Here is a 25,085-nt window from a genome sequence, read left to right as displayed (position 1 = left end):
ATTTACATCCTGTTTTACTATACAAGAAACGCCATGAAAAATATATTTAAAAATACAGGATACAGATTGTTTACAAAACAGCAGCCGGGAAGCGTGAAAATTGCTTTCTCCTACATCCCTAATCCCGATGGAAGTGTGAGATGGTTTTGGAACTCAAATTCAAAAAGACCGCTATTTTTAAAATTCTATAATATAGCCACTCTTAAAGCAAAACTCTTCTCATGGTTGGTAGAATTTCTATTTGTACTTCGTTTACAGAAACTGACTTTCAAAAAAGAAACGGTATATTATATCGCAGATGGAAAGCCTATTTTCGACATTGAAAACGATTGGGCCATTTTTACAGGAACTGTAGGTCCTAATAATAAATGTCTTTTATACTCTAATGGGTGCTTTTATAAAATAGCAGACACCGTAAATGCAAAAAAACTCATTAAAAAAGAATGTACCGCTATTAGCTATGCCGCAAAAAGCAGCCTGTACACTATTCCATCGGCTTTACTTCATAATGAAAGCATTCTGCAGCTCAGCGATATTTCTGAAAACGGGAATAGAAAAAATGAGTTTGGGGAAATTCATGCCAAAGCTCTGCTGGGAATTAAAGAAAGATATCAGGGAAGCTGCAGAATATCGGAATGGAAGTATTTTCAGAGCCTGAAAGAACATTTCAGTGCAATCAGAGACGAAAGGATCCCGCCCAACATGATAAGAAAACTCAATACGATTCTTACCTATATCAATGAAAATGAAAGCATAGATCTTTCTTTTTCTCATGGTGATTTTACTTCCTGGAACTGCTATATAAAAGATTATACACTGGCAATTTATGATTGGGAACTGGCATCCTTCGAAAGACCAAAAGGGTTTGATTTTTTTCATTTCATCATCCAAAACGGTATTTTAATTCAGAAAAAATCATGGAAGAATATTTTTAAAGAGATTAAGGAAAAAAATGCAATAGCCTTTCAGTATGACGATAAAGAACTTGAAAAGTATTTAAAATTCTATCTTCTCACCAACCTATTATCATATCTTAAAATATATTCGGAACAGGAAAAATGGCATGTACAGATTCACTGGCTTTTACAGACCTGGACTGAAGCTTTAAATATTTTTCTTACAGAAAATAATACAGAGAGAGAACTTTTGATCATGGATATTTTTGATCAGCTGTATCATACCCCTTATGCCACTTTAAAATTTCATAACGAAGCTCCTGAAAATCTGAAATTAAATTCTGATATCGATATGATCATATCTTCCCGGAATGCAAAAAAGATGATCGCTTTTTTATCTGCCAACAGTCTTGTACAAAACATTACAACTGTTAAAAAATCGTTTATGTACTCTGTAAGAATTATCACAAAGCATCATGAAATTCTTAACCTTGACCTCATCTCTCAGTTGAAATGGAAATACCTGCAGATGATGGATACAAATGAAGTTTTGGCAAACAAATTTAAAAACAGTTTTGGAGTTTATAAAGTTTCTGAAAAAGATGCAGCCCGGTTTATTCACCTGTTTTATCATCTTAATGCATCGGAAATTCCTGATTCCTATAAAAATTTTGTTTCAGAACATGTGGATTCAAAAAAAACAAATGATAAAAAAACAATCATAAAAGTTCTGAAAACAAAAGATTATAACAAAGGTTTCCGATTTATAAAAAATGTATGCCAGTATCTGAAAGATTCTTTCTCAGAAAAAGGATTTATCATGACATTCAGCGGTGTGGACGGAGCGGGAAAATCAACTGTTATTTCTGAAGTTTCTGAGCTGATAGAGAAACGTTACCGAAGACCTGTAAAAGTGTTGAGACACAGACCTTCCCTTCTTCCTATTTTAAGTGTCTGGACCAAAGGCAAAGAAAAAGCCCACCAGGATGCAGTGAATTCTCTGCCAAGACAAGGGAACAATAAAAGCTCTGTTTCTTCCTTATTCAGATTCGGGTATTATTACACAGATTATATTTTAGGGCAGTTTATTATTTATCTCAAATATGTCCTAAGAGGAAAAATAGTGCTGTATGACAGATATTATTTCGACTTTATTGCAGATGCTAAACGAAGCAATATCCTACTTCCAAAAGTGGTAACTGAAACCGGATATCATCTGTTGATGAAACCGAAATTCAATTTCTTTCTGTATGCGGCTCCCGAAAAAATCCTCAGCAGAAAAAAAGAACTCTCTTATCGTTCTATATGTGACCTGACTGCAGAATACAGCCAATTGTTTTCAAAACTGGAAAAAAAAGACCAGAATGTAAAATATCTTTCCATCGAAAATAATGATCTTGATACGACTTTGGATACCATAATGAACACCATAATTACTACAAAATGAAAACAATTGCTGAAAAAATCATAAGACTTAGAAATCCTGATTTTACGATCGATGATTCGTTAAATTCCGGAGCCATTCTTCAGATGATATGGATTCAGCTCTGGAGCATCATCAGGGGATTAAAGGTTATTGTCTTCTTTAAAAATCCAAAAGGAATGCTTTTAGGGAAAAGAGTCAGCTTTTTTAATCCTTCAAAAATGAAATGGGGAAAATTCTTGAGACTAGGAAACGATGTCTATGTTTCTGCATTGTCAAAACAGGGAATAGAATTCGGAAATAATGTTTCCATCGGAGCTTTCAGCAGAATCATCGTTTCCACTTCTTTTAATAATATCGGAGAAAAGATAAAAATAGGAAACAATGTAGGCATCGGAGAGTTTGCGTATCTGGGAGGTTCCGGAGGACTGGAAATCGGCGATGAATGCATCGTTGGACAGTACCTGAGCTGTCATCCGGAGAATCATAATTATGAAGATCTTGATATTTCTATAAGACATCAGGGGGTTAGCAGAAAAGGGATCAAAATCGGGAAAAACTGCTGGATCGGCAGTAAAGTCACCATTTTGGACGGTGTAGAGATTGGTGATGGCTGCATCTTGGCGGCAGGAAGTGTCATTACAAAATCTTTTCCCGACAACAGCATTATAGGAGGTATTCCTGCAAAACTATTAAAAACAAGAACTCATGACAACCAATCAAACTGTACTGGCAACCTGCTACGCAGTGAATCCTTATAAAGGTTCAGAAGATGCGATGGGCTGGAATTTTGTATATCAAATTGCCAGATTCCGAAAAGTTATTGCTATCACAAGGGAAAATAACAGAGAACATATTGAGAAATATATGGCAGAAAATCCTGATACCATTTATCAGAATATGAGTTTTCTCTATTTTGATCTTCCCTATTGGATGCGTTTCTGGAAAAAGGGAAACCGGGGAGCAATGCTGTACTATTATCTGTGGCAGAAAGGTATTGTTTCGTTTATTAAAAAACAAAAACTGGACTTTGATATTGTGCATAACGTCAATTTTCATAACGACTGGACCCCAAGTTTTTTATGGAAGCTTAATAAGCCAATGGTATGGGGCCCTGTAGGACATCATCCGCTGATTCCAAAGCAGTATCTGCAGGATTATTCGAAAAAATATTTTATAAAGGACCGTCTCACATGGATGGTGAAAAATTTCTTCTGGAATCTTTCGCCTTCATTGAGTAAGACCATCAAACATTCAGATCATATCTGGTGTATGAATACCGGAGTTCCTGAAAAGCTCGGTCTTTCTGAAAATAAATATTCACTCTATCCGTCCGTAGCTTCGGAAGACTTTTTCCAAAACAATGAGATTCCTGCAAAATCTGATTTTACGGTGATGAGCGTGGGAAGATTTGTTCCGTTAAAAGGCTTTGATTTAACCATAAGATCATTTGCCGGATTTATCAATAAACTTTCGGAAAAAAACAGGGCAAAATGCAGACTGATACTAGTAGGAACAGGTGAACAAAAAGAATTTTACCTACATCTTATTACCGAAAACCAGATGAATGATTATATTGAAATTATTGAATGGATCGACCGAAGAGACCTGATGAAAATGTACCGAAAAGCTTCCGCATTTCTTTTTCCTTCGCATGAGGGAGCAGGAATGGTGGTTCCGGAAGCACTTTCGTTTGGATTACCGGTGGTATGCCTTCAAAATGAAGGTCCAGGAGAATTTGTGAATCATCAGTGTGGCATTACAGTTCCCCAACAGAAATATAATAAGACCGTAGAAGGCTTAAGCGGCGCATTGCTCAGATTATTTTTGGATAAAAATATTCAGAAAAAAATGAGTACCGGAGCCAGAAAGCATTATCTTGAAAGATTCTCCTGGGAAAAAAGAGGAGAACATCTCAACAACATTTATAACCAACTTTAAGATGAAAAGAATTGTTGCCATCCATTTATTGAACGATTACAGCGGAAGTCCGAAAGTACTGATGCAGCTTTTGAAAGCCTGGACAAAAAACGGAATTGACGCCCATCTTTTTACTTCCGGCGGAAGAACAGGGTTTCTTTCCGATATACCCAACGTTAAAAATCACTTCTTTTGGTATCGGTTTTCTCCCAGCTCATGGGTCAGAATAGCGAATTTTTTTGTGAGTCAGTTTCTTTTGATGATCAAGCTTTTGTTTTTTCTAAAAAAGCAGGACATCGTCTATATTAATACGGTACTTCCTTTTGGGGCAACTATTGCCGGAAAAATAAAAGGCTGCAAAATCATTTATCATATCCACGAAACCTCCGTTAAACCTAAAATATTTAAAAATTTTCTTTTCGGAATCGCAAAGCTCACTGCAGATAAAATCGTTTTTGTTTCAGAGTATCTTTTACAACAGGAATCTCTGATAGATGATCAGGTCCTTCTCTATAATGTTTTGGAAAGTGATTTTACAGATCAGGCAGATCAATTCCAATACGTGGAAAAGCCCGTTCCGATTGTCCTGATGATCTGTTCTTTAAAAATATACAAAGGCGTTGACGAATTTTTAAAATTAGCAGAAAAAAACAACAGCTACCTATTCAAATTGGTTGTGAATGCTTCTGAAAAAGAAATACAGGAGTATTTTAGAGGAAAAACAATTCCGGATAACCTTACCATCTATCCTACACAAACCAACACCCATCCTTTTTATCGGGAAGCAAGCATCATTGTCAATTTATCGCATCCAGATCTTTGGGTAGAGACTTTCGGACTGACGATTCTGGAAGGAATGCGCTATCGTCTCCCGGCAATTGTTCCTCCGGTTGGCGGGGTGACCGAATTGGTGAAAGACGGTAAAAATGGATTTTTGATTCATTCTAAAGATATCGACAAATTATCTGAAATGATTACTTATATATTGAGCAATTCAGACGTGTACCAATCTTTCAGCGAGGCATCTTATCAGACAAGTCTTTTGTTTTCAGAAGCCTATTTTGAAAAAGAATCTCTGAAAATTATTTCCAATTTATAATATATTTTCCATTTTCTGGAACTTGGCACCGTGTCTGATAAGATTTAAGTTATTGATTTTTAATCACTTAAAAACAAATTTATTTTTGGAATATGAATAGTAATACTGTTATCAAATACATCTATTATGAAGACAAAAGTAGCCATTATCGGAACTGTGGGTTTACCCGCTAAATATGGAGGATTTGAAACTTTGACGGCGCACCTTGTAGAAGAGCTTGCTGATACTTATGATTTCACAGTTTATTGCTCGTCAAAAAAATATACAAAAGAAGAAAGAACCGAAAGCTGGAAGGGCGCAAAACTAAAATATCTTCCTCTTGATGCCAACGGAATTCAAAGCATCCCTTATGATACCTTGTCTATTCTTCACGCATTATTCCGAAGTGATGTTTTATTGGTTTTAGGTGTTGCAGGCGCATGGTTATTACCATTTGTAAAACTATTTACTGGTAAAAAAATCATCATTTCGATTGATGGTATAGAATGGAAAAGAGACAAATGGTCTTTACCTGCAAAACTATACCTGTGGTGGGCAGAAAAACTGGCCGTGAGATTTTCTCATATTGATATTTCTGATAATGAATCTATTCAGGATTATACTTCATTACGATATAAAACAATCAGCAGAGTTATAGAATACGGCGCTGACCATACAAAAGTAAATTTGACCCCAACTTCTGAAAATATAGAAAAATATCCGTTCTTATCAAAAGAATATGCTGTAAAAGTATGCAGAATAGAACCGGAAAATAACGTTCATACTATTGTAAAAGTTTTCAGTGAACTTCCTGATCGTACACTGGTATTGGTAGGCAACTGGAAAAACAGCCAGTATGGTATTGATATAAAGCAGCAATATTCAGACTACGAAAACATTCATCTTCTGGATCCTATTTATGATCAGGAAATGATAGACCTTATCCGCGGAAATGCTTCTGTCTATATTCACGGGCATTCTGCAGGCGGTACCAATCCTTCTTTAGTAGAAGCGATGTTTTTAGGGCTGCCTATTATAAGCAATGGAGTTTCATACAACAGAACCACAACAGAGCATCAGGCTTTTTATTTCTCCAATGAGGAAGATCTTAAAAATGTTTTAAATGAAATTACAAAAGAAGATCTCCGTAATTGTGCCGTACAGATGAAGAAAATAGCAGAGAGAAGATATACCTGGAAAAAAATCGCAAAAAAATACAGCCAGCTAATTGAAGAAACCTTTACGGTCAATAAAAAAACCAATGTTTACCCTATAATTTCAGGATTAGACAAAAAAATTCTTGAAAAATATAATCTGGAACATTTGAAAAATATAAAACTATTCAACAGTTCAAATAAAACCGCTTAAAACCAAACGCCATGAAAAATTGTATAGAACTATCCATACTGGGAATTCTTGCTTTCACTTTATCGATGTGTATCATTCCGCTGATGAGAACTGCTGCCCAAAAACTTAAATTAGTAGATGTTCCCAATTCAAGAAAGGTTCATCACAAGGCAATTCCTTTAATTGGAGGTTTAGTAATAGGTATTGTTGTTATTTTGCTAATGGGTGTCACCGTAAATAACAGCCTGAAAGAGATGCTTCCCATCATCATCACTTCATACATTATGCTATTAGTAGGAGCTTTAGATGACAAAACGGACATCAGGGCAATCTATAAGCTGGGGATACAACTATGTGTGAGTGTAATAATAGCAACATCCGGAATCAGAATATCTTCTTTGTACGGACTGTTAGGAGTCTATGAAATCAACATTTACCTGCAATATATTCTTACCGTTTTGGTTATTACCACTGCAGTGAACTCCTTTAATCTGATCGATGGAATAGACGGATTAGCAGGAAGCGTTGCAGGAATAGGTTTTGTTTTGTTTTTCATTATCACACTTATAGAAGGCAACATTAGCCTTGCAAAAATTGGCATTTTGTTCATTGGAAGTATCCTGGCTTTTCTCAAATACAATTTTTCTCAAAAAAACAAAATATTTTTAGGAAACTCCGGGGCATTATTTTTAGGATATCTATTAATTTGTCTGGGTATTTATATTACGAAATTTGACCACAGTACACCTCATTTACCTTATGGTATCTTCTTCATTCTGTTTGTATTTACCATCCCTGTCATAGATTCTGTAAGAGTATATACTGATAGAATTTTAAGAGGAAAATCTGCCTTCAAAGCAGATAAAACACACATCCATCATCATCTTTTACAACTGGGTCTGTCTCACAAAAAAATTACTTTGATCTTTTTATCAATCAATGTTTTCGTTCTTGCTATTCAGATCATCTTTTTCAAAAGCTATTCAATTTACACCGTATTATTATCCTTCCTTGTTTTCATCCTAATATTTAAGCTGATCAAAACGATCAATCTATTTGTAACCTGGAAGAAAAAGATAAAATAAATAGAGAATTAATGAACAGATTTTATAAATGAAAATAAAATCATATAAGAGGCAGTCTTGAAAATTTGCTTAATAGGCCTAAAATGATTCGGGCGGTAAAACACTTGATATCCTTTGTAAAATATTCCAGTTTTTTGGTTGTCGATAAAAGACATTGAAAAATATGAATTTCACTTTTTTTGAATTTCAGACATCAGATTAAAAAAACACATTTTATAATACTGAAAATCAAAACCATACATTAAACAACCACTAATTTCCAAGAAAATTTGCATCAAAAGAATTCAAGGATTTCGATGGTTTACCCGGAGAAATATTAGAATTAGCCCTCTGAAAAAAATTTGGAAAAAATCTTAAAAAGTACGTCAGCTAAAATCGTTTTGGCAATAGACGACCCGTTAATTAGTGGTACCTTTACAGCAGACAATAAAATCAGACAATAAAATATATTAAGTCATGAAAAATCTTAAAAAGATACTATTCATTACAACAATGACTCTATTAGTTTACAGCTGTAATACTGAAACCAAAAAGCAAGAAAAAGAAAATCAAACAGAACAAAAAGTCGCTGAAAATGTTAATTTTGAAGGAAACTATGTTAACAATTCCTACAGCCAAAGAAAGGAAGGATACGATTGGGTTGCTGTTATTGTGAGTAAAGAAAGCGACAATCAATTAAAAATCGTAGTTCGTTCAAGAGCAGACAAAAAGAAACCTACTTGCACATTTGATATTATTGCCCAAAAATTTGATGAAAATACTTACACATCGGTTGTTCAAGATAAAAAAGTAATGTTTCGTTTTAGTGAAAATGGTATTACCATCGAAACCGAGAAAAAAGAAGATAGCAGCATCCTCAGTTTTTATTGTTCAGGCGGAGCGAGTATTGCAGATACTTATACCAAAATTAATGAGCCGTTGGACGAAACTCAAATTGATAAAACAAAGTTCAGTAAAGTTCTCAATTTACAAGATGTTGGCTTTAATATTTCGTCTACTGAAAAAAATGGAGCAACACAACTCAGCATCTCTACTTTCGGACTTCCAAATGATTTCAAAGAAACCCTAAACATTAACAACCAAATAGTTGTAAATGCAGAAGTAGATGATTTAGATGCCGACGGCTCACCAGAATTGGTGGTATTTACCAAAGATAGCAGTAATAAAGAAAATGTGTATGCTTATTCTGTAAACAACAAAAAATCTATGAGCTCTGTATATTTCCAACCCACTGTAGAAAATAACAAGATTAACATTGGCTATAATGGACAAGATAGATTTACATTGATGGAAGGTAATTTAGTTCAACGTTTTCCGGTTTTTGAAAACAATGTGGAAACCAAAAAAATAAGACAAGTAGCCTATAAACTTAAAGATGGAGAATCCTCAAAAAAGTTTGAAATAAGCAAACATACCGATTACGAAAAATAAAAAATCGGCTTTTGAGACTTGATTTGAATACATTAAATGAGAAGCTCCAAAAACAGTTATCGATAATCCTTAAAAACAGAAAAATTTGAAAACGGAAAGAAAAACATATTTAATTTTTGGAATAAGTAAAGGTCTCGGAAAAGCAATTACTAAAAGCTTACCTACTGAAAATGATGAAGTATTTGGAATTTCAAGAAGTAAGCCTAATTATTTAAATGAAAAATCGAATGTAACTTGGATTAGCACAGACTTGTCAGACCCGAAAAATTCATCAGAAATTATAAAAGAAAATATCGGGAATAGAAAAATCGATTATTTTATTTATAATGTTGGAATATGGGAAAGTAATGCTTTTACGGAAAAATATAGTTTTGAAGAAAATTCTGAATTTGAAATAGCCAATATGATCAATACAAATATCACATCTTGTATTTTGAACATCAAATCAGTAATTGAAAATTTAAAACAATCTGAAAACGCCAAGATAATTTTAATGGGTTCAACTTGGGGATTAGATAATCACAATGGAAAAGAAGTAACTTTTTCTGCCACAAAGTTTGCATTGAGGGGTATAGTACATTCATTAAGAGAAAATCTCCGTGAGTATAAAATTGGGGTTTCAATAGTAAACTTAGGATATTTAGCGACCGAATTTGAAGATGATGAAAATATCGAAACTATAATAGAGCAAACAGAAGGAAAACTAATTCCTTTACAAGACGTTATTGGTGCTTTGAAATTCATTATATCAACTTCTAACGCAAGCTGCGTAAAGGAAATTAATATGCCTGCAATGAATGATTTTAATTTATAAAAAGGACTACCGATAGCTCGCTGCTGTACTTCAGGCAGAAGATGCTGCAAATTCATCAACAGTACTTCGATTGAATTTTTGTAGTACTATTAAGGCTTCTGTACCCCTATTTCACTGCCATCACAAAGCTCCGAAGTAATATAACCAATCCGTAAACCGTACAAAACAAACTAGAGTAAATCCGGAATTTTACTTCATCAATTTAAAACGATGAAAATAACCGTAAGTAGATTTCTTTTAGAATATTAGCGTTTAATTCAATAAAATATTTCTCTGCTTTAAGATCTTTCAAAAAATAATAGAACATATCTGTCATTTTATGAGCCATAGTTGGTGTTTTTTGTATGACGCTAAGAATATAAAAAATCAGTAATAGTGTATTTCAAATTTAATCCATCAACTTGGTGGTCAATCTGACTGAAATTTAAATCTATTAAAGAGGCAGAGCATTTTTCTGTACCGAACACACCAGCATATCTGCTTCAAAAAGAATATGGCCGCCCGTTTTAAAACCAGACAAAAGCGAATAAATATGTTGTTCCTTTTCCTGGCGTTCATCACCGGAAAGCGCAGACAATAATGTATTTATTATGGGATTGCAGTCTTTGAAAAAGCCCCACAATTCCTGTTCGCTGCCTTCCCAGTTCAAAACGGTTTTTCTTGATACTACCAGAAGATTGCTGACGGGCTTATCTTCGAACAACGTCTTAAGCGTCTGGGTGTCAGAAAACATAAAAGGATCCTGGCCGTCGGGATATTTATGGTCCTCCATAGCGAATGTATCCTTGACGAGCCGGAACAACTGGTTGTCGCCGGTCCAGGTCGTGATTACCATATGTCCTCCTGGTCTGAGTACGCGCAAAAACTGATCTATGGCCCCTGATGGATGCCTGAGGTACATCAGGGAAAAAAAGCAGGTAAGCAGGTCGAAGCTGGCATCGGGATAATCCAGCATTTCTGCGGCACACACTTTGAACGAGATATGGGACAAATTTTCTTCCTGTGCCAGCAGCCCGGCAATTTCGATCGATTCTGTGGCAATATCACACGCCTCAAAACGGCATTGAGGCCAGGCCTTCGCCAGATCAAGTACCGGTGTCCCCGTTCCTGTAGCAACGTCAAGGGCAGCAGCCGGCAATGGCATATCCTCCATCAATTCCTGAATAGCAAGACAGGCGTCTTCTGTCCATCGGGTGAGGTAAGCATGCCACCTGATCCAGGGATCCGAAGTTTTTGCTATGATGGCCGCCCTTCGCGCCACCTGTGCGAACCTGTTATCTAGGGTTAATTTTTCTCTGTTATCCATAATGCTGTTACTTATTTCTGGCCCGTTAAAAGGAGTTATTTAATTTTACAACAAACGGTTCGGCTCAATCTGAAAATCCTGACCGGTAAGTGATGCTATTTCCATTATTGCTTTATTCCAGACTTCTTCCGGTGCATAAATAACCAGTTGGCCCAGCATTTCTAAATGCTCCACTTTGATGTCCATTTGTTCCAGTCGGGTTTTTAATGCTATGAGCCGGTCTCTGTCTGCTTCCTTTGCATCTGGTGCAAGCGATCGGGTATCTGATAAACTTACCAGGAAACTGATTTCTTCTTTTTTCATGACCCTTTCTTTAGCTGCTTAAATTGATTCTGCCTTTGCCGGCCCGCTCTGTATCTTGCAAAGGTATTACCATATTAAGCAATAATTCTTTGAGCTTTAGCGGTTGCGTGATCAGTTCGGGCTGCCTTTCCAGCAATAGTGCCGCTATCCCTGCTGCTACCGGCGAAGCCATTGAGGTGCCGCTTTGTTTGAAGTATTGGTTCCCAGGTCCTGACAGGCTGGAGTACAGCCAGACCCCCGGAGCACTGATGTCCGGTTTGTTGATATTGCCCAGCTGGGCTACTGTGCCCCAGGAGGAGAAAGAAGCTACCTTGTCATTTTCGTCCAAGGCACCGATCCCCAGTGTAAGATCATAATTACCCGGGCTGGAATCGCTGTTTTTTCCTTTGCTTCCGTTATTGCCTATTGCTGCAATCATCAGAGTGCCCGGATCCGTAAGCGCCATGTCCAGGGCACCGTGCAGGTAATCATTAAAACCAGATGCAGATTCTATGGAGGCATTGATCAGATGTACTCTTCCCGCCTGCGTATCATTGTCACGGCCTTGTTCAAGCAGGTAATTCAGACCGCCCAGTATTTGCGCCAGGTATCCTGCGGTACCACCGCGTTCCGTAAGGCAGGCCGCTACAGTCAGCGAAGCATCCGGTGCTACCCCTGCATTTCTGCCGGCCAGCAGACCACATACATGGGTACCATGAGTACCATAATCTTTCGGGGTTGTGCCTACAAGTCTACCGACACTGTCAAATTCTGCAAATGTTATCTGCTTGCCGGCAAACTCCTGGTGACTTGCGTAAATTCCGCTGTCGATAACGCCTACATTGATATTCCTCCCGGTAAGGCTGCCATCCAGGTTAAGCTTTTTCTTATGCCAGAATTCCGGTAATTTTGCCTGTGACTCCTGTGATATTTCTGCAGGTGTAACCGATGCCACTTCTACATTTTCCCTGATCGTGGCGCCAAAAGTATCTTTGAAGTAAGATTCATCGATCTGCTCTTCGTCCATAATAAAAGTACAAAGATTATCGAGCGTGTGATAAACGCCCTGCGACCGGGATGCAGCACGTGCCGATCGCATCTTTTGTTGATATGGCCCATTTTGAATAAGATCATGAATATGGGCGGTTTTACCTTTTGCTGAATAGAGATTAAGATGGGGGCCTGCACTTCTGAGGTTTTGTCCCCTGGACTCCAAATCCTGCAAAAAGGCTTTGGATGGAATAACGATTTTAACTGCCATAACTATTGATTTTTGGGTCTGGTATCCCTGATTGTGATTACGGTATTTTTTCCTTTTAGTTCCTGCGGATCGAGCTGTATTATCCCCATGGGATGCTTAGGCATATACGCCGGCATGGGAATATAAAAGGCCCAGGTAAAGGTAAACCCGACCGGGCCGCTTAGCTGATCTTCGCTAAGGAGATGCGTGACACGGAAATGTTCTCCGCTCCTACCTTTTCGCGGCTGCATATCATGAAGCAGATGCTTTTCTGCAGATACCAGGCCACATTCCAGCTCAAGGTTATAGCTGATGTCCCAGGTAACAGTCGCTTCGTTCTGGTGATCAACGTCATACTGGTGTTTTTCAACAGAGCAAGCCGGCAGGTTAAAGGGAAAATAGTCGGCCGGCCAACGGAAATAAGCGTCCCAGTAAGGGTCCAGGCGAACAATGGATGGTGTTTCAGTATTTATATTTATCATTGGGTTATAGATTTTTGAAAGAATTTAAACGACGGAAGGAACCAAACTTTCCGGCTTGGTCTAACCTTAAAAATAAATGGCATAATGCACCCGTTCCATGAATAACGGACAACAGGTGTATATCGGAAGCCCAGCTATCGGCAAACCATTGGCCTGTTTGCTCTTTCCTGGAGACGATCGTTGCAGCAAAATGACTTGCCTGTACGAGGTATTGTCTGTCTCCGGTAATATCAGATAGATTTAGCGCCAGTTCTGCATAATCGATCAGCTGTTGTACTGTTAACTGCCGGATATCCCGGGACAGAAATGCTTGATAAACATTGGCGCTGTTTTGATCATACCTGTACTCCAAAGCTGTAAATAAAGTTCCCATATCCGGGGATTGCCCGAATGAAAAATTACCGGATTGCCCCTTCATGATCTGGTCGAGGTAGTCGTACCCCGGTTGTAAGGAAGGCAGTACCTCCAGCGGTCTTGCATATCCCGGGAAAACGCTTTTGGATTCGAAAGAATGCCGGGTAAGTTCTGCCAGTTCCCCAGCCGGTTTAAGCCCGTGAAGACTGAACAGCAACCCGGAGTAACCACTGATAAAATCCGGGGAAGTATACTTCCGGAGTTGCTGGAGGGGAATTGCATCGACGTAAAGTTGTAAAGCGGTCCTGGCTTCGGCAGATTGCAAATGCCGCGCGGCATATTCCAGAGCGATGATCTGGGATCCGATCCCTGCATAAGCGCCAAGTAATAAGGGTTTGTCTGTAGTGCCCCATACCAGGTCCAGGTGAGTGAAGTTGGCTATAGAATTTTTCACAACGGATAAGGTGGAGGCCAGGCTGCCCAACGCATAGGTTTTATAATCTTCCAGGCCATACGCCCGGTAAAGATCGATAAACATCATGCTCAGACCGCAGGTACCCGATAACAGGTCAGGCTTCAGTACCTCCAGCATATAAGTCCCTATATGTGGCTGATAATCCAAGCCTATCCAGGCCATATCACCCTTCGGGCTTTTTATAGCTTGATTCATGATCAGAGAGGCACAAGCCTTTGCCTGTGCAGCCCAGTCCGGAATTGGCACCTGCCCGGTTATTTCTTTATAGCCGCCTACAGGTGCTGCATGATCCCCGCAATAGAAGGTGCTGGAAACGATTTGCTGATTTTTTTTGATGTCGAATGAATCGATCGAGCGTAAACGGTCGATCATCAAATCCAGGGCGCTATGGTCAAAATAGTTAAATACAGTCTTATCCACCTTCAGTTGTGTGCTGCCGCCCGTGGCCGTAAAAAGCGGGATGTCCAGATGGCGCATCGACACAATCTCATTGGCCAGGATGGTTGCTTTTTCCTCATTCAGTTTATTGTCTTCCCATACTTCTTTGAACAGTGAGAATAGTGATTTATCCCTGATGATACCATCAACCAGATTTTGTGAATGGGTCGAAATTTTGATAATACGCATATAAGTCCAGGTATCGCGGTGGATATACCGCAGGAGAGCGTCCGAGAATTGATGAAGACAGCTGTTTTCCGCCAGCAGCTTATCTTTTAAGCGTACCAGAGCATGATTCATTTCTGCATAACCTTGCTGGAACTCCTCCATATAATCCGAAGAAAGGGCAAATACTCCCTTGACACTCGGTAGGTAATCCTTTTTTTCCCAGGTAATATATCCCGCCTCCGATTTCTTGATCCCTATACTGATATTGTTATCGGCGGCCAGCGAAAGTTTGAAAGGAGAAGAAAAGGGTTTGATGGCAGCCAGGGTACCCAGATCTTCAGCTTTTACGCCCATGCCTATCGGCGTAGGGAAAGAAATGATGCCGATTTTGATCACGGACTCTTCCAGTTCCTGTAATGCATTTTGCTCTGACGGTAGCAGGTCTTTACCTGATTCTTTTATATGCTGAATCACCATTTCCAGGTCGACAAATACAGGTTGATCTCCGTGTGCCACCAGGTTGTCCAGCCAGAAATCCCGGGCACCGCACAACTGGAACAAACGGGTAAGCATACCCATCCGCCGGAAAAAAGCCGGGAACTCAGAAGTCTCGCTGCACTCCTTATGCGTGATAAACTCCTCCCAGGTATAGTCGCCCATTACCGCTATCCGGCGTGTAGCCAGGTTCAGGGGTAATACGGTATTCAGCTCTGTGATCAATTCAAAAAAATTATTGGCGATCTGTAAATTCTTGGGTTTGTAAACCAACTTCCTGCCGCCTGAAAAAGTAAGTAATGCCACCGATCTTCCGTTGCAATGCACATCACCCGCATCTCCGGAGTAATCCACAAGCAGACCGAGCTTATCCGTATTGAAGAAGGTCTTGGCGATCATCGCCCTATCCCTCGACAAACGTTCTAAAAACTCGGTGATACTATCGGCCCAATTGGTGTAGGCAACGGCTAGTAACCGGCCAAGAACGGGGTAATGTTCGATACGTTGCAGCCATGCCTCAAAACTTGCCAGGTCTGCTGTTTTATCACCAGCGGCAAATGAAGGAATAATACTGTTGAGATAAATCTCGTTATCCAGTACAGAAACAGAAAGCGTAACCAGCCTGCGGCCAATAGCCTGCACCATCTGTGCACCCGACTGGTAAGTGATCCCTAAATCAAGCCTGTCCGATTCAGCAATAACATGTGCTTCCGCCATTTTAACGAAGGGAAGCAATATACTTTCTACGGAGTTATCCTGCTTATTTCCGGGGTGAGACAGGATGGTACAAAAATCGGAAAGATGATGAAAAACTTTTTTTAGCGCTCTGGCCCAGTCCGGCAACAAATCCGGATCGTCAACGATCACATCGGACTGAACTGCACGTAAGAAGGTGGTTTGATCCCAACCCATGAACTCCAGGAACGCATTTAATCTGGCCACATCGCCATAACCTACTATATCTGCCCACTCCTGCTCTATGGCGGGTGTGGAACCTTGTATCTTTTCCGAACAGGTAAAAGCCTTATCGGACATCAGCTCATCAATAGAGCAGGCAAGTGCAATAATCCGGTGCAAGCGCGCTGTTGTTGCTGAGGGAGATATTATTTCGTTAACATCCATAAAAGAAGCCTTTTTTATAAAGTTCGTTAATTAATGAGTCTGATACTTGCGGTGGGATGGAAAGGTGAGCCGCCGCGTACTGCCGGATATCTGCAAGTCTGGCCGGAGCTTCGGTGATCTGCTTTATCAGATGGTACAGGGATGGATTGGCCGGTTCTTCTATAATTTCCTTCTGATTAAAACGTCCTTTTATTTCGATACGATCCGGTGACACACTTACCCCCAACCAGGGATGGAAGCGGAGGATGTCATTATCCTGCAGCTTCTCCTTAAAATACTCCGTGCTCCACGACTGCAGGATCATTTCCAGTCCGGCAGCATTTTCATAGGTTGCCTCCGCAAATATGATATAACCCAAAGGCCATTCATCTGATGCTGTTGTGGGGCTTATCAGTTGTACCTTCCTGCTTACCGCATTAATCAGGAAGCCGGTTACACAACAAATGCTGCCATTGGCATATTCTTCCGATCCGGCGTAGTCGGGGTTAGAACGATGCCAGGGTGCTTTGCGTAGCTTATTGTCTTGCTGCGATAGTATTTCCGGGCGTTCCAAAGCTTTCTTTCTGAAATTTCCGGCATTTCCGTAAGCAAAGCTGGTATTCATATTGAGGGCCAGACATTCCACTTCAGCGAGCTCTTCAGCACTAAATGCTTTATGAACTTTACTCATAATGCCGAGCGAGGTGAGGGAAAACCGGTTGAGCCAGCAGCCATGCTCTGCGGAAAGCCTTATAAAACGGCGTATGCGTTCTGTATCTTTATGAGCTACCGCCGTAGTGGTAGGCGGGAAAACCCCACATGATTCATAAACATCAAGGCAGAATTTTTCATAATCAGGGTTGTCAAAAGGTTCGGTGGCCCAGTAAAGAAATGTGGATTTCATAGCGTCGCCAAGAAAGGAATGCATCGTATCGAGCAGTCCGAGCCACTCTTCGCGGTTGTCATCGTAATTATAGTTTTCTTTAAAGCTATCCGGCGACAGGGCACAAAACCAACATCCTACGGAGCATCCCTGTGTTAACTCAACCGTCATGGAAGAGTGAATATTAGTATCCGTAAAGAAAGGCCCGAGATCGAATCGCTGGCGTGCGATCTGCCGGTTCCTCCAGGCAAGCATGCCTCGATGACTGGGCAGGTTTTCAGACAGGTAAAATGACTGAATAAGATCCTGCTTGCTCTTCGATATTTCCCACATCGTTTGTACTGGTTGCGGCAACTCTGTTATTCGCTCATCGATCATGTATTTTATGTCATCAGGCGTGACCGGTATGGCATGTTTTTCCAGTGTCTCCGTTGTATTGTTGATCAGGTCTTGTTTGAAATCGGGATCGGCCGACCAGCGTTCAAAAAATCTCTTCAAACCTGCATAACGATGCAGATTATCGTGATAGCTGTTTCTGTAACTCAGGCTCTTTTGCATGTTTTTCTAATTTATAGATGGTTTCCTAAAATAAATTCTCCAACAGAACTCTCCTGCAGGACTGTTTTTTTCGTCAGTCTGCCGAGTGTCTCAATATTACCGTTGCCTATCGCACAGGCACCCAGGCCGAGGTCGGTAGCAACAAGGTACAGGGTCTGGAAAACCACGCCGACATTTTTCAGAATAGCGGCGTAAGCCATATTTTCATATTTCCAGAACATACGTTCGAAATCGGCGGCGAAGGTAATAACGGCGGGGGGTAGCTGCTCACTGCCGGTACAGGCCCTGGCATACCACATCATGGTATCGGTATCCTTGTTTTTATGCTGCAACAGGCATAACTTATGCTCAAACGCATTGTATTGATAAAATCCGGGTTCGAGCCCTTCACATTCGTAAATGGTTAAGTAAAATATAAGCTCGTACATACTGCCTCCCGAAGGATAAGGCGCGCTTAATGTTTCTATTTCCGCGGTATCACCTGCCGCGTTGGCTACCGGGTACGGGTGGCTACCCTTGATGCGCAAGCAGCGGTATAACAGTATGCTCAGCAACCGGAGATCGAGACCGTTATAGGCCCGGGTAGAATGTCTTTGCCCCATACAATGATCCAGTGACTGCGATAGGTGCATTTCTTCCGGACCCGGTACGGAAAGGTAAACTTCTGCCAATGCCCCTGCTTCTCCCCTGCTTGCCTTCTTGGGAAGAATACGGTTTATAAATCTATAAGTCGCTCCCAGATTGTAATTATGTCTTCCGTACCGGGTGCGGGTATGAAACAGCAGGTCGTGAAAATTCCATAATTCCTCTGGGGAAGGCGTGTTAACAACAGGGTCAAATTCCAGGAAGTCGCCGGTATGCAGCAGGGTCATAAAAGCTTCAAGGGTAGATGCACTGATGTGCTTCTCCCGGCTTAATGTCCCCGTTGTGGTAAAAGTGGATAGTAGCGAAGTAAGCCCCAGGATACGCTGATCATAGATGAGGATCCTGGCCTGGCCAAGCGCTGATTCCAATAGAAAATGCGATTCTTCACGGCGGATAAGGGCAAACTTTGAAAGCCGGAATCGTTGGGTGATTTGATCCCTGCAAAAAACAGTGGTGCCAGTCATCTGTTCGTAACTGCAAAAAACGGTATGGTCCTCCATCAATGTGTAAGCCAGATAACCCGCTTTTTCAAGTCTGCCGAGGTACAGGTTTAAGTGGTTTAACCCGTCATAGCCCTCTTGTTCAAAAGCAATGCTGCCCAGTTCTGTTTTTGTATATTTATTATTTTCCAGGAGCTTTAACGCAGTAAGTGTAGAAGGACGTAGATTTTCGATCATGAAAAAATTTCCCTGGTTACCAAATAGCAGACCATCTTGTCCTTTTACCTCGACCCGGGTGTTCTGTTTCAGTGAGAGCTTAAGCTCCGATAACTTCTTTGCTGTGATATGTTCCATGGTCATCTGGATAAAGGTTGATTAAATAAAGATGGAAATCGGGTTTAGTTCCGATTCTTTTAAAGGGGCCGGAAGCCAGCCCATTTTTACAGGTACATCATATATACGGCCATCGGCATACCTTGCCCAGAAGTGACGTAAACCCGGCACAACAACCTTTACCACATGCAAGCCGATGTCTGGCCTGGTTTGATCAAGGATGTGCATATCAAGTCCCATCTTTTTTACAACCTCAACACAATAGTCAAGGTCATTTTTTATATCTGTAAACCGGGGAACATTAAAGCTATCCGCAGTGCTTTTCGGGCGTCGTGTATCGGGTACCAGGTAAGGCTGATTTTCCAGGTTTGCCGTTTGCCACCAATGTACGGTTTCCGGGTCGTCATACCGGTATTGGCCCGGTGGGAGGCTTTCGTCCATAGAGGGCATCATTTGGTTCAGCTCGGTCAGCGCCCGTCGTAATGCTATGCTTGGGTCGAGGTGTGCGGCAGGGGCAAATACAATATCCTGGTAAGTGGTACGGTCGTTGCGAGCAGAGATGGCAATAAATGCAGGAATACCGCTGTCGCCGGTGATATCCAACACCCACATATCCCGGTTCCTGCTTTTGTGATAGGCTTTAAGTTTGAGTGCATAGTCATCGCTAAAACTTTCAAGGTCAAGTTCCGGCATCTTCAGCCTGTTATACCACCATATCGCTACACTATCTCTTTCTATAAGTTCCATGAAGCCCTGTAGTACTGCTTCTTCGAGTGTATTACCAGCAGCACATCCGTTGGAATCCGGTGCGCAGAAGAAATGTTCCCCGCCGTTATCCGGATGGCTGTAATAGCAATAAGCGGTTGGCAGATAGACGACTTCATTTCTTGTAACGGACCATAGCGGGCTCCATTCGATAACTGCATTTTCTTCGAGAGGAAGGGGCACTATGTTAAAGAAGCTTTCGCGGGCATTCCACAGATTCATGTCTTCTACTTGCTTTTTGCTGAAAAGCATACAGTCATTGGGATGGATGGCCTTATCGCCAAGAGCTTTAAAACTGGTAAGCTGGCGTGGCTCGTCTCCCCTGTAAACACCTGAGTAACGTTCAATGGCTTCGCCGATTGCACTGACTTTGGCTTGAATTTCTGTAACGCCTTTGCCGCAACTGTTGCTTCGCAGGTTCTTTCGTAACGATTGCAGATTATTGGTTTTTATCGCCATATTCTGACCAGAAATAAATACATGTTGCAGTACATCATCTCCGTTTGTAATACGTTCCAGTTTATTGACAATGCCCGTTATCGGGCTGATGAGGTGTTTAAAACGGTTGTAGGTTTCTTCAGCGGTAACGGACCGGTGACCACCGTCGATAAAGCTTTTCGGGCTGGATTGAAATTGAATATTTCCGGGTATCCTGTCTGTATCTGGTGTGCCGCATACCCTACATTGTGGTCTCCTCACCACTACGTGTTTATGGGTTTCCAGTGTTCCGTAATGGATCGTCAGCATTTTATTTTCCAATTGCTCGTTATGCCCCAGCACGATAAATTTCAAAAGTTCAGTCAATGCCGTGCTGAGGCTTGTATCGATCGTTGAAGGTAAACTGCTGGCTGCAACGAGAGGGGTACTAATTTTACCGGTTTCTTTCAGGTAAACTTCAACATCGCGGTTGGCTATAAGGCGTTGTATCAAACAATCGAAACATGCGGTCTTGCCGGGTCTGAATATGGGGCCAAGCCAGATTTCTATCCCATTAGGTTTACACATCAGGAAAGGAATGTTTTGATACCATAAATCCCTGGCCTTTTCAAGAACGCCATCCTGAAGGTAGTCATCCGTTAAGATTACGGCAAGGTTTTCCGCTTCCCCGACAACAGGAAGCCCTCCAGCATCCATCTGCCGGATAAAATTGCTACTTTCGGCGGTACCATAAGTATAGACACGGACGCGAGCCTGTTCCTTATTCCTTTGTACCACAGCTTCTTCCACACCGAGAGAACTCCAAAATGCAGATTCGGAAACGCTTAATTTATTCTTGGTTTCAAAAATATATTTTTTCTCTTTCAACAGGGACAGTACATACAAAATCTGCGGTGCATCAACCACACCATCGAGATGCTGAATAATGTCGTCCACAGTTTTGACACCGTCCAGGTACTTCGCTACGTGGATAAGCGACTTGCCGGTCAGTAATTGCTGGCCAAATTCCGAACTGAGAATAAGCTTGTCGTCTTCTACAACTATCGGGTGTATATGATCTTTAAATTTTGGGATACGCATGTTGATCTCTTTTATAAGGATAAACGATTTTTCGGAAAATGAACGGGGAAAACCAAAATAGCATCGGGCCTATCAGAAACCCTGTCCATTCGCTAGGGATGAATCCGCTATAACGGGAACCGAATAACCCGGTTCCCGCTATACCGGACCTTTTGGAATAAGCTTATCTAAACCGGCTCATTGTGATTTTTGAACGGAATGATATTTATTCCAAAATGTATTAGCTGCAAGAATTTGTAGATGCGCTTGATACGCAACTTACACAAGATGGTACAGTAACACAGGTACTTGATGTGCTTTGGCAGCTTGCAGCCGCCGCCGTTGCAAGCGATTCATCTTTAATTTCTTCGTTAACCTGTGGTAAAAGCAGATAAACATCTGTACTGGTGCTGTTAGGGATTTCCGAGTTGGCCGGAGCTCCTACAATAACGTGGATATTCATCCCCTCCGGGATTTGCATACCTGCGTCAGAAAGCACTTTGTTCGGGTTGTTTACATACTCATGTGCAAAATCAGGGTTTGCCTGTGCTTTTGCTGTCACTTCGCTGATGACTCTTACGGCTTGGTTTTCCATTGTTTTAATTTTTTAGTTAATAAATTTTGTGATTGTGAAATTCCACGTATTAAAGGTACTTCGAATAGGGAGACAGCGATTATGTAGAAATACTGGTTTTATGCAATGGGTATTTATACTGTAAATATCACTTATTTAGGATTTATTGTATTTATGCAAATGACTTTTCCTTACCAAATGATTAATCAGGAACTTCTATAAATCCGGAAAAGGGTAAAAGGAAGCGTTCATTATTCGCAGCTTTTCAGCAGTGATGCGAAGGTAAAATTGCCTGTTTTTCAGATCAATTAAAATTATTAAATTTAGTTTGCTAAAACTTCTAAAAAAGAGCAACTTTTCAGAAGATCAGATTAGTAATATTCTGAAAGAATATGAATCTGGAAAGCTACAAAAGACATCTGTCGAGAACATGGGATTCCTTCCACTGCCTTCTATCAATGGAAAATATATTATTGTTGAAAAGAATTTGGATTCTGGTTCGGAAAAAACATCTGTTACCAGGTTCTTCATCAAAAAACAAGACACCTAAATAGCAATATGCTTAAATAGGAGAAAATTTACTAAACAGAGGGATTAAAATTCGAAACACCAAAATTTTTTTGATTAATAATCAAGAGGGATCGTCATTCTTTCTCATGACTTAAATACAACCTGCATCTTCAGGTGAGCAGCGAAGAATATATGCTTAGAAGATGTATAAGAAACTAAAGATGAGGAGCCGTTTTTATCATTGGAAAAGAAAATCTACCCAGAACAAGAGCCAATCTATTTTTAGAAATCACCTTTATTTATCATTGGTATCGTGGCAAATATGCAAGTCCCCGAACAGCCAGGTGATCAGGAACAAAGTGGGTGAAGGTCTCGCATCTTTTTTGCTGTAAGACTGACCGGAGAATTGTTGATGTATTAATCTGAAGAATTCACATAGTTTCTGCTACAGCACTATTTTATCCCCGGAACTGCTTCTTATACTCCGAAACCATTATTGGAGAAAGGCTCCGGCTTAAAGTATGTTCTACAACTTTATTATATTTGTCTCTGTACAGTAAAATTGCAGTACCTGGGTTCTGATTAACCGGCAAGTTTAAAAAAAGCTGCAATAAAGATTACAGATGTAGCTGAATATTAACTTCTATCTTGTTCTAAAGCTTTTTATGATATTAAATGATTCATTTCTCCCGGTTCCGGTACTTGAGTCAACCTCTCTGTAAACAAGATTTCCTCCGGTAACTTCAAAAATAAGATCATCACCTGTCTGAACATCAAAAGTGAGTATATTGGTCCCTGATCCTGTAATGTTTAATGAATTAGAGTTATTGTTTCCAAAGTCATGGCCTTTAGAACTTATTATAAATCCTGATCCTCTAGACCATGTAACCGTTGCATATTTAACTACGCCTACCCCATTTTGTCCTTGAACAAAACCTGTATAGACGGTAAATCCCAGGATACTACCGGAGTTCACAGAACATAATATCTTATTGGTTGCTCCGCTATTTGTATAGCTTCCGTCGAAAGTTATGGCATTGGAACTGGCCGTTTTCAGATCAAACTGCTTGATTACTTGTCCACTTTCATCCGAAATTAAAGGCGAAAATATATTATAATTGATGCCTGTATTTTGCTTACCGTTTGTTGTACTTAATGTATTAATCTTTAAAACAGATTTTGTATTAGATCCTGCATTAACAACTAATTCAGCAATTGGCGAAACCGAGTTAATTCCAAAGTTACCATTGTTTAAAAGTGTCACTTCTTCCTTTAAGCCGGAATTAGAAACTCTCAAAGCTTTTGTAGAAGCTGAATTATCTTTAGAGACAATATCAACTTTTGAGGCAGGCGTATATGTATTGATTCCAAAATTGCCCATCTGTGCATTAATAAAACTTCCGGAAAGAAAGCAGCCAATGATAAAGATATCTTTCATAACTATCTTGATTTAAAGCTGTAATATACATTAAAAGGAACTGAAGTTGCCCCGGAGCCGGTAATGCTATAATTTAAAGTCCCCATATTGGAACCTGCTCCAACACTTCCGGTTAAATTTACAGAAAAGATTAAGTCTGTACCATTTAAAAAGTCGAATGTCAGATTATTCGTTCCTACTCCCGTTATTGTCATGGGATTGACTGTTGCAGAAGAATTATCATATCCATAATTACTTACTACAAACCCCGCATTACGAGTCCATGTAATATCAGCATATACTACATCACCTGTTCCCAATGTAAATTCAGGAGTTAATATTTGAAACCGGATAACATTTCCTCCGGAAAGGTTAGTAAGGGTAGCAGCAGCTGACGTGGCAGTATACGATCCGTCAAATATTGAAGCTGCAGCATTGGTAGTTCTTATATCAAACTGCTTAAATACATTTCCATTATTATCCACAACCAAATTGCTGAACTGGTTATAACTTACGCCTGAGGATATCGTTTTATCTTTCGTATTGCTGAGATTTTCTAGTTTTAATACAGATTTTGTAAGAGCTCCGGAATTTATATTTAGCTGCGCAGTATTAGAAGCTGCCAAGGGGCTATTGATACCTACATTACCATCATTCTGTATGGTAAAAATTTCTGTAGGAGTTGAGTTCGAAACTCTCAATGCCTTTGTTGCATTCGTGCTTCCAGATGATATAATATCCAATGTTGCTGAAGGTGTGACATTATTGATTCCGACGTTTTGGGAAAAGACCATCGATGAAATAAAGAGAAAAATAATTTTTTGCATTATATTATTAATATTATTTAAAGTACCTGTTTTGTGTAATACCCCAACTTGATTTGACCATTTTTGATTTCCGTATCTATACCAACTTGTGCTGTAATGTAAATTAAAAAAATATCCAGATCCACAAATTCTTTTCAAATGTTATTTTCGTTAAAGATAAGTTAAAAAAATCAACAATAAGTGAGTTTTAACTTTATTTTTAACACACAAATTTACAAAAAAACAGCAATTTTGGACTGCTCTTAAAAGAACTAACCGCTGTAACTCATAAGCAAATATAAACTGGAAAAATTTATTTTAC

Annotated in this window: 20 protein-coding genes; 9 read left to right on the top strand and 11 right to left on the bottom strand. The window is 39.9% G+C overall.

Annotation, left to right across the window (positions count from 1 at the left end):
- Nucleotides 1-33 precede the first annotated feature (33 nt).
- From EG346_RS15115 to EG346_RS15075, 8 genes are all read left to right on the top strand, one after another.
- The gene (locus tag EG346_RS15115; protein WP_123879704.1) at nucleotides 34-2,343 is read left to right on the top strand and encodes a nucleoside/nucleotide kinase family protein; all 2,310 of its coding nucleotides are present in this window, start codon (nucleotides 34-36) and stop codon (nucleotides 2,341-2,343) included.
- Entirely contained in the window at nucleotides 2,340-3,080 is a 741-nt protein-coding gene (locus EG346_RS15110) for an acyltransferase (protein WP_123879702.1), read from the top strand. The genes EG346_RS15115 and EG346_RS15110 overlap by 4 nt, the downstream gene beginning before the upstream one ends.
- Nucleotides 3,028-4,260 carry a glycosyltransferase family 4 protein gene (locus tag EG346_RS15105; RefSeq protein WP_123879700.1) on the top strand — a complete coding sequence of 411 codons (1,233 nt, stop codon included), beginning with the start codon at nucleotides 3,028-3,030 and terminating at the stop codon, nucleotides 4,258-4,260. The genes EG346_RS15110 and EG346_RS15105 overlap by 53 nt, the downstream gene beginning before the upstream one ends.
- 1 nt (nucleotide 4,261) lies before the next feature.
- Nucleotides 4,262-5,338 carry a glycosyltransferase family 4 protein gene (locus EG346_RS15100; protein WP_123879698.1) on the top strand — a complete coding sequence of 359 codons (1,077 nt, stop codon included), beginning with the start codon at nucleotides 4,262-4,264 and terminating at the stop codon, nucleotides 5,336-5,338.
- A 126-nt stretch (nucleotides 5,339-5,464) separates the two neighbouring features.
- Complete coding sequence (locus tag EG346_RS15095) at nucleotides 5,465-6,685, top strand: DUF1972 domain-containing protein (protein ID WP_164466181.1); 1,221 nt, start codon at nucleotides 5,465-5,467, stop codon at nucleotides 6,683-6,685.
- An 11-nt stretch (nucleotides 6,686-6,696) separates the two neighbouring features.
- Complete coding sequence (locus tag EG346_RS15090) at nucleotides 6,697-7,749, top strand: glycosyltransferase family 4 protein (protein WP_123879693.1); 1,053 nt, start codon at nucleotides 6,697-6,699, stop codon at nucleotides 7,747-7,749.
- A gap of 456 nt (nucleotides 7,750-8,205) precedes the next feature.
- Nucleotides 8,206-9,180 carry a hypothetical protein gene (locus tag EG346_RS15080; RefSeq protein ID WP_123879691.1) on the top strand — a complete coding sequence of 325 codons (975 nt, stop codon included), beginning with the start codon at nucleotides 8,206-8,208 and terminating at the stop codon, nucleotides 9,178-9,180.
- A gap of 85 nt (nucleotides 9,181-9,265) precedes the next feature.
- Nucleotides 9,266-9,994, top strand: coding sequence for an SDR family NAD(P)-dependent oxidoreductase (locus EG346_RS15075; protein WP_073335628.1), 729 nt, complete (start codon nucleotides 9,266-9,268; stop codon nucleotides 9,992-9,994).
- Between the two features lie 433 nt (nucleotides 9,995-10,427).
- Here the strand turns inward: EG346_RS15075 and EG346_RS15070 are convergent, their stop codons facing one another.
- The 9 genes from EG346_RS15070 to EG346_RS15030 form a co-directional block, all read right to left on the bottom strand.
- A complete protein-coding gene (locus EG346_RS15070) occupies nucleotides 10,428-11,300 on the bottom strand; it encodes a class I SAM-dependent methyltransferase (protein ID WP_123879689.1) in 873 nt (290 codons plus the stop codon).
- A 45-nt stretch (nucleotides 11,301-11,345) separates the two neighbouring features.
- Nucleotides 11,346-11,603 carry a hypothetical protein gene (locus EG346_RS15065; protein WP_123879687.1) on the bottom strand — a complete coding sequence of 86 codons (258 nt, stop codon included), beginning with the start codon at nucleotides 11,601-11,603 and terminating at the stop codon, nucleotides 11,346-11,348.
- A 10-nt stretch (nucleotides 11,604-11,613) separates the two neighbouring features.
- Nucleotides 11,614-12,681 carry a S8 family peptidase gene (locus EG346_RS15060; protein WP_164466179.1) on the bottom strand — a complete coding sequence of 356 codons (1,068 nt, stop codon included), beginning with the start codon at nucleotides 12,679-12,681 and terminating at the stop codon, nucleotides 11,614-11,616.
- A gap of 164 nt (nucleotides 12,682-12,845) precedes the next feature.
- On the bottom strand, nucleotides 12,846-13,304 hold the full coding sequence (locus tag EG346_RS15055) for a hypothetical protein (RefSeq protein ID WP_123879683.1): 459 nt from the start codon (nucleotides 13,302-13,304) through the stop codon (nucleotides 12,846-12,848).
- Between the two features lie 4 nt (nucleotides 13,305-13,308).
- Entirely contained in the window at nucleotides 13,309-16,356 is a 3,048-nt protein-coding gene (gene lanM / locus EG346_RS15050; RefSeq protein ID WP_123879681.1) for a type 2 lanthipeptide synthetase LanM, read from the bottom strand.
- Nucleotides 16,346-17,776 (bottom strand): radical SAM family RiPP maturation amino acid epimerase, encoded by a 1,431-nt coding sequence (locus EG346_RS15045; RefSeq protein WP_123879679.1) that lies wholly within the window; start codon nucleotides 17,774-17,776, stop codon nucleotides 16,346-16,348. Before EG346_RS15045 ends, lanM begins: the two co-directional genes overlap by 11 nt.
- Before the next feature lie 11 nt (nucleotides 17,777-17,787).
- Nucleotides 17,788-19,215 (bottom strand): SagB family peptide dehydrogenase, encoded by a 1,428-nt coding sequence (locus EG346_RS15040; protein ID WP_164466177.1) that lies wholly within the window; start codon nucleotides 19,213-19,215, stop codon nucleotides 17,788-17,790.
- 21 nt (nucleotides 19,216-19,236) lie between these two features.
- Nucleotides 19,237-21,477, bottom strand: a complete 2,241-nt coding sequence (locus EG346_RS15035) for a TOMM precursor leader peptide-binding protein (protein ID WP_123879675.1) — start codon at nucleotides 21,475-21,477, stop codon at nucleotides 19,237-19,239.
- 220 nt (nucleotides 21,478-21,697) lie between these two features.
- Nucleotides 21,698-22,051 (bottom strand): hypothetical protein, encoded by a 354-nt coding sequence (locus tag EG346_RS15030; protein WP_073335637.1) that lies wholly within the window; start codon nucleotides 22,049-22,051, stop codon nucleotides 21,698-21,700.
- 307 nt (nucleotides 22,052-22,358) lie between these two features.
- Between EG346_RS15030 and EG346_RS25480 the strand changes: the two genes are divergently transcribed.
- Complete coding sequence (locus tag EG346_RS25480) at nucleotides 22,359-22,580, top strand: hypothetical protein (protein WP_123879673.1); 222 nt, start codon at nucleotides 22,359-22,361, stop codon at nucleotides 22,578-22,580.
- A gap of 603 nt (nucleotides 22,581-23,183) precedes the next feature.
- On the opposite strand, the gene EG346_RS15020 is transcribed toward EG346_RS25480, so the two are convergent.
- Together EG346_RS15020 and EG346_RS15015 are read right to left on the bottom strand one after the other, a co-directional pair.
- A complete protein-coding gene (locus tag EG346_RS15020; RefSeq protein ID WP_073335639.1) occupies nucleotides 23,184-23,978 on the bottom strand; it encodes a hypothetical protein in 795 nt (264 codons plus the stop codon).
- 2 nt (nucleotides 23,979-23,980) lie between these two features.
- Nucleotides 23,981-24,784 carry a hypothetical protein gene (locus tag EG346_RS15015; protein WP_123879671.1) on the bottom strand — a complete coding sequence of 268 codons (804 nt, stop codon included), beginning with the start codon at nucleotides 24,782-24,784 and terminating at the stop codon, nucleotides 23,981-23,983.
- Nucleotides 24,785-25,085: the final 301 nt, after the last annotated feature.

Origin of the sequence: Chryseobacterium carnipullorum (assembly GCF_003815695.1) — a bacterium.
Lineage (GTDB): Bacteria > Bacteroidota > Bacteroidia > Flavobacteriales > Weeksellaceae > Chryseobacterium > Chryseobacterium carnipullorum.
Note: the sequence above shows the minus strand (reverse complement) of the source record. Positions and strands in the feature narration are given on the sequence as shown.